The 5809-nt window shown below is 67.2% G+C and carries 5 protein-coding genes; 2 read left to right on the forward strand and 3 right to left on the reverse strand.

What is annotated here, in order from left to right; translation table 11 throughout:
* The 3 genes from JYJ84_RS26845 to JYJ84_RS26855 all read right to left on the reverse strand — a co-directional run.
* A partial coding sequence (locus tag JYJ84_RS26845) for an SRPBCC family protein (protein ID WP_205189667.1) occupies positions 1-424 on the reverse strand: 424 nt, incomplete at its 3' end.
* A 59-nt stretch (positions 425-483) separates the two neighbouring features.
* The gene (locus JYJ84_RS26850; protein WP_175221541.1) at positions 484-1275 is read right to left on the reverse strand and encodes a uracil permease; all 792 of its coding nucleotides are present in this window, start codon (positions 1273-1275) and stop codon (positions 484-486) included.
* 98 nt (positions 1276-1373) lie between these two features.
* Positions 1374-2333, reverse strand: coding sequence for a LysR family transcriptional regulator (locus JYJ84_RS26855; protein WP_122949315.1), 960 nt, complete (start codon positions 2331-2333; stop codon positions 1374-1376).
* Positions 2334-2491: 158 nt separating this feature from the next.
* Here JYJ84_RS26855 and JYJ84_RS26860 point away from each other — a divergent pair, with 158 nt between their 5' ends.
* Positions 2492-3811 carry an MFS transporter gene (locus tag JYJ84_RS26860; protein ID WP_175221540.1) on the forward strand — a complete coding sequence of 440 codons (1320 nt, stop codon included), beginning with the start codon at positions 2492-2494 and terminating at the stop codon, positions 3809-3811.
* A 112-nt stretch (positions 3812-3923) separates the two neighbouring features.
* Positions 3924-5450 (forward strand): CoA-acylating methylmalonate-semialdehyde dehydrogenase, encoded by a 1527-nt coding sequence (locus tag JYJ84_RS26865; protein WP_085043171.1) that lies wholly within the window; start codon positions 3924-3926, stop codon positions 5448-5450.
* The last annotated feature ends 359 nt before the right edge of the window (positions 5451-5809 follow it).

Raw genomic sequence — 5809 nt, forward strand, 5'->3', positions numbered from 1 at the left:
ACCGGTGCGCCTGCTGTAACGCGAGCCACAACCCGATCTGCCGAACCGGCCTGAAGAGGCCGCGCGCGCTGAACACGGTGCGCCGTTCGACGCGTGTCCTGCCGCCTTCGATTGGCGTCAGCGTGAATTCGTCCTCGAGCAGCCCGACCCAGTCGCGGCACCACACCGTCGACGCCACCATCCGGTAACGCAGCCGGCGATTCTCGTCGAGCACGAGAATCCGCTGGTCGATCGTGCCGCGATCGGTCGTGCACTGCCGCGTGTTGCCGATCGCCGGCACGCCTTCGAGCACGCGGCAACTGACCGGCTTCGGCACGCCGAGGCGGAACAGCAACGGCCGCGTGTCGTCCATCCGGGCATGGAGGAAATGCGGCCATACATGCTCGGGCCGGCAATCGAAGGTCCACTGCGAATGAATTTCCACGACCGTCTCCTGGCGGCTGTCGGTGCTGACATGATGGCACAACCGCGCCGCCACCTCCGTTACTTCACGACCGCGCGCCAGGCGGTTCGCGCGTAGATGAGCAGCAACGGCAGCAGCCCGAGCGCGAACAGCAGGCAGAGCGCCAGCACCCACACCGGCCACTGCTCCGGATTCCCGCGCGCCCAGTAGCGGTACGGCACGCTCAGGAAGCCGATTTCCATCAGCAGCGCGCCGAGCGGCACGAGCCCGTTCATCACCACCGCCACGCCGAAGCGGGCCGCGCCGTCGAGGTTCCGGCCGGCGCCGTACGCGGCGATCAGGTAGAGGAAGTACCCGATCATCGCGACCATCAGCCCGCCGCCGGCCAGCAGGCCGACACTGCGCACGCTGCGCTCGTGCAGCTGATTCGCGCCCTGCGGCAGCACGACATCGACGCGCTCGCCGATCTCCGGCACGCTGCCCGAGCGGATGTTGCCCGGCAGCACGACCCGCTGGCCATCCGGCATCACGGCCTCCAGGATCGACGTGTACTTGATGCACGGGTATTTATCGGTACGCCCGCTGCTGTCGCGACGCTCGCAGGTGTCCCACTCGGACTGGTAGGACACGACGGTCGCCTCGTATTTCGGCGACACCGCCAGGTCGTAGAGTTCGTCGCCGATCCAGTACGCGAACGGGAAGCACAGCGACACCAGGCAAAAGCACACGAGCCACCAGAATGCGACCGCGCCGCCCGATCCGCGCGTGCCGCCGTTCTGGCGGCGCACCATGCGCGACGCAAGCCAATACGCGGCCACACCGAATACGGCCACACACACCACGAAAACCTTGCCCGCATGCGTCAAAGCCATCTGCGTTTCCCCTGATAACCCGGCCGGATCTTCGTCGGCCGTTTTTCATACCGATCGATCACTTCGTCGCCACCGCGACCGCCACACCACCCGCTCCGCTATTCCGGTTCGCCGACGAATCTCAGCTTCCCCGATTCGCCCGACAGCAGCGCGCGATTCGCGTCCGCCGCCGCGCGCAGGTAATCCCACAGCGCGGTCACGCGCCGCAGCTTGCGCAGATCCTCGCGGCAGGTCAGCCAGAAGCAGCGTGTGACGACCACGTCGTCCGGCAGCACGGGCGCGAGCGCCGGCTGCGTGGCCGCCATGAAGCACGGCAGGATCGCCAGCCCGCCGCCCTGCAGCGCCGCGAAATACTGCGCGATCACGCTCGTCGTGCGAAGCCCGGCCGTGGCGCCCGGCACCGCGCGATCCAGGTACAGCAGTTCGTTGCTGAACGCGAGATCGTCGACGTAGCTGATGAACGCGTGCTGCGCGAGATCGTCCGTGCAGGTGATCGGATCGTGATTCGCGAGATAGTCGCGCGTCGCATAGAGCCGCAACTGGTAGTCGCACAGCTTGGTGACCACGTAAGGCCCGCGCTCTGGCCGCTCGAGCGTGATCGCCAGGTCGGCCTCGCGCTTCGGCAGGTTGACGAAATGCGGCACCGGCAGCAGGTCGACCGTCACGTGCGGATGCTCGGCACGGAACTGCGCGAGCTGCGGCGCGAGGAAAAAGCACCCGAACCCTTCCGTCGACCCGATCCGCACATGGCCCGACAGCGCCTCGCCCGTATTCGCGACCTGGTCGCACGCGGACTGCACGGTCGTCTCCATCGCGTCCGCATACGCGACCAGCCGCTGCCCTTCCGCCGTCAGCGTGAAGCCGCCGGAGCGCGACTTGTCGAACAGCAGCGTGCCCATCGCGGCCTCGAGCGCGCGAATGCGCCGCGCGACGGTCGTGTAATCGACCCCCAGCCGCTTCGCGGCGCCGCTCGCGCGCTGCGTGCGCGCGACTTCGAGGAAAAAACGCAGGTCGTCCCAGTTCAGGTTGCCGGAAACCGGCTCGGTGGCATGTCGCATCGGCGAGGGAAAAAGGGGCTGGAGTCTCCGGGCCGGCCGTCGTTATGCATAAATGCACATCCAACCGGTTTCTTTATCGGTACATGATGAATCTGCGCATAACTATACTCGACCGTGACCTGCGGACCACGAGCCGCGGCACCCACCACGGAGACACCATGCAGACCCGATCCACCCTCGATGAGCATGCGACAGTCGCGGCGCCGGCGCCCGAGCGCACCGCGAAGCACCACCTGCTGGCCGGCTGGGCCAGCATGGCCGGCACCACGATCGAGTGGTACGACTTCTTCCTCTACGGCACGGCCGCCGCGCTGGTGTTCAACCGCATCTTCTTCCCGTCGCTGGATCCCGTCGTCGGCACGCTCGCCGCGTTCGGCACGTTCGCGGTCGGCTTCATCGGGCGGCCGATGGGCGGCATCGTGTTCGGCCACTTCGGCGACCGGATCGGCCGCAAGTCGATGCTGATGATCACGCTGCTGCTGATGGGCGTGCCGAGCATGATCATCGGGCTGATCCCGTCTTACGACAGCATCGGCTACTGGGCCGCCGCGCTGCTGATCGCGATGCGCTTCCTGCAGGGGATGGCCGTCGGCGGCGAATGGGGCGGCGCGGTGCTGATGGCCGTCGAACACGCGCCGAAGGGCCGCAAGGGGCTGTTCGGCAGCCTGCCGCAGACGGGTGTCGGGCTCGGCCTGATCCTGTCGTCGGTCGCGATGGCCGCGGTGGCCGCGCTGCCGGAAGCCGACATGCTGTCGTGGGGCTGGCGCGTGCCGTTCCTCGCGAGCATCGCGCTCGTCGGCCTCGGCTGGTTCATCCGCGCGAAGGTGCCCGAATCGCCCGACTTCGAGAAGATGCAGCGCCAGGGCAAGGCCGAGAAGTCGCCGGTGACGGCCGCGCTGCGCCGCCATCCGCGCGAGGTGCTGACGATCGTCGGCGCACGCGCCGCCGAGAACACCTGGTTCTACATGGTCGTCACATTCGCGCTCGCTTACGCGACGCAGCAGCTGCATCTGCCGAAGGCCGAGATGCTGCACGCGATCACGGCGGGCGCGGCGCTGTCGCTCGTCACGATGCCGCTGTGCGGCCACCTGAGCGACCGCATCGGCCAGCGCCGGATGTTCGCGATCGGCCTCGTGCTGATGTGCGCGTTCGCCGCGCCGTTCTTCATGATGCTCGGCACGCAGCAGACCTCGTACGCATGGTGGGCGATCGTGCTCGGCCTCGGCGTCGTGTTCCCGATCCTCTATGCGCCGGAATCGCTGCTGTTCGCGCAGCAGTTCCCGGCGGAAATCCGCTACAGCGGCATCTCGCTGTCGGTGCAGCTCGCCGGCGTGATCGGCGGCGGCTTCGCGCCGATGATCGCGACGTCGCTGCTCAAGGCCGGCGGCGGCCAGCCGCACTACGTGATCGCGTACCTCGTCGGCTTCGGCGTGTTCGCGCTCTTGTGTACCGCGCTGATGCGCCCGGCACGTGCCTGACGCGCCGGCCCGCATTCGATCGATTTCAGTTCGTCCTGCCGTCCGCCGCGCGCGCATGCGCGGCGGAGACGGGGCCCCTTTTTAGTTGCCACACCGTTTCCCGGAGAGTTCCATGAACGCCGCAGTTCCCCAGACCACCCTCGCCCTGCCCACCGCCAAGCTGCTGATCGACGGCGCATTCGTCGAATCGCAAAGCGCCGAATGGGGCGACATCGTCAACCCCGCGACGCAGGAAGTGATCGGCCGTGTGCCGTACGCGACGCTCGACGAGGTCGACGCCGCGATCGCGTCCGCGCAGCGCGCGTTCCAGACGTGGAAGACGACGCCGATCGGCGCGCGGCTGCGCATCATGCTGAAGTTCCAGGATCTCGTGCGCCGCAATCTCGAACGGATCGCGCACACGCTGACCGCCGAACAAGGCAAGACGCTGCCCGACGCGCAGGGCGACATCTTCCGCGGCCTCGAAGTCGTCGAGCACGCGTGCTCGATCGGCACGCTGCAGCAAGGCGAATTCGCGGAGAACGTCGCGGGCGGCGTCGATACCTACACGCTGCGCCAGCCGATCGGCGTGTGCGCGGGCATCACGCCGTTCAACTTCCCCGGCATGATCCCGCTGTGGATGTTCCCGATGGCGATCGTGTGCGGCAACACGTTCGTGCTGAAGCCGTCGGAGCAGGACCCGCTGTCGACGATGCAGCTCGTCGAACTCGCCATCGAAGCCGGCGTGCCGCAAGGCGTGCTGAACGTCGTGCACGGCGGCAAGACGGTGGTCGACCGCCTCTGCACGCATCCGGACATCAAGGCAATCTCGTTCGTCGGCTCGACGCGCGTCGGCACGCACGTGTACAACCTCGGCAGCCAGCACGGCAAGCGCGTGCAGTCGATGATGGGCGCGAAGAACCACGCAGTCGTGCTGCCCGATGCGCACCGCGAGCAGTCGATCAACGCACTCGTCGGCGCGGGCTTCGGCGCGGCCGGCCAGCGCTGCATGGCGACGTCGGTCGTCGTGCTGGTCGGCAAGGCGCGCGACTGGCTGCCCGAACTCGTCGAGAAGGCGAAGGCGCTGAAGGTCAATGCGGGCGCGGAAGCCGGTACGGACGTCGGGCCTGTCGTGTCGAAGGCGGCGAAGGAACGCATCCTGTCGCTGATCGACGCGGGCGTGAAGGAAGGCGCAACGCTGTTGCTCGACGGCCGCGACGTGAAGGTGCCCGGCTACGAGCAGGGCAACTTCGTCGGCCCGACGATCTTCTCTGGCGTGACGACCGACATGTCGATCTACACGGAAGAAATCTTCGGGCCGGTGGTGGTCGTGCTCGAAGCCGACACGCTCGACGAAGCGATCGCGCTCGTCAACCGCAACCCGATGGGCAACGGCGTGGGGCTGTTCACGCAGAGCGGCGCCGCTGCGCGCAAGTTCCAGAGCGAGATCGACATCGGCCAGGTCGGCATCAACATCCCGATTCCGGTGCCGGTGCCCTACTTCAGCTTCACGGGCTCGCGCGGCTCGAAGCTCGGCGATCTCGGCCCGTACGGCAAGCAGGTCGTGCAGTTCTACACGCAGACCAAGACGGTCACCGCGCGCTGGTTCGACGACGACGCAACGGCCGGTGGTGTGAACACGACGATCGCGCTGCGCTAAGTGCGAAGCATGGGGCCGGACCAAGCGCTGAAGCGCCAAGTCCGGTCGACCGCGAAGCATGGGACCGGACCAAGCGCTAAAGCACCAAGTCCGGTCGACCGCAAAGCATGGGACTGGACCAAGCGCTAAAGCACCAAGTCCGGTCGACCGCAAAGCATGGGACTGGACCAAGCGCTAAAGCACCAAGTCCGGTCGACCGCAAAGCATGGGACTGGACTAGGTGCTGAAGCGCCAAGTCCGGTCGACCGCGAAGCATGGGACCGGACTAGACGCTGAAGCGCCAAGTCCGGTCGACACGGAGACCTATACATGGAAATTGCATTCATCGGACTCGGCAACATGGGCGGCCCGATGGCCGC

It is taken from the genome of Burkholderia sp. LMG 13014 (genome assembly GCF_905232215.1).
In the GTDB taxonomy this organism is placed as follows: domain Bacteria; phylum Pseudomonadota; class Gammaproteobacteria; order Burkholderiales; family Burkholderiaceae; genus Burkholderia.

Excerpts from the sequence above, each read along its gene's own strand:
- JYJ84_RS26860 (WP_175221540.1), top strand. The coding sequence starts at position 2,492 with ATGCAGACCCGATCCACCCTCGATGAGCATGCGACAGTCGCGGCGCCG.
- JYJ84_RS26865 (WP_085043171.1), top strand. The coding sequence starts at position 3,924 with ATGAACGCCGCAGTTCCCCAGACCACCCTCGCCCTGCCCACCGCCAAG.
- JYJ84_RS26855 (WP_122949315.1), bottom strand. The coding sequence starts at position 2,333 with ATGCGACATGCCACCGAGCCGGTTTCCGGCAACCTGAACTGGGACGAC.
- JYJ84_RS26850 (WP_175221541.1), bottom strand. The coding sequence starts at position 1,275 with ATGGCTTTGACGCATGCGGGCAAGGTTTTCGTGGTGTGTGTGGCCGTA.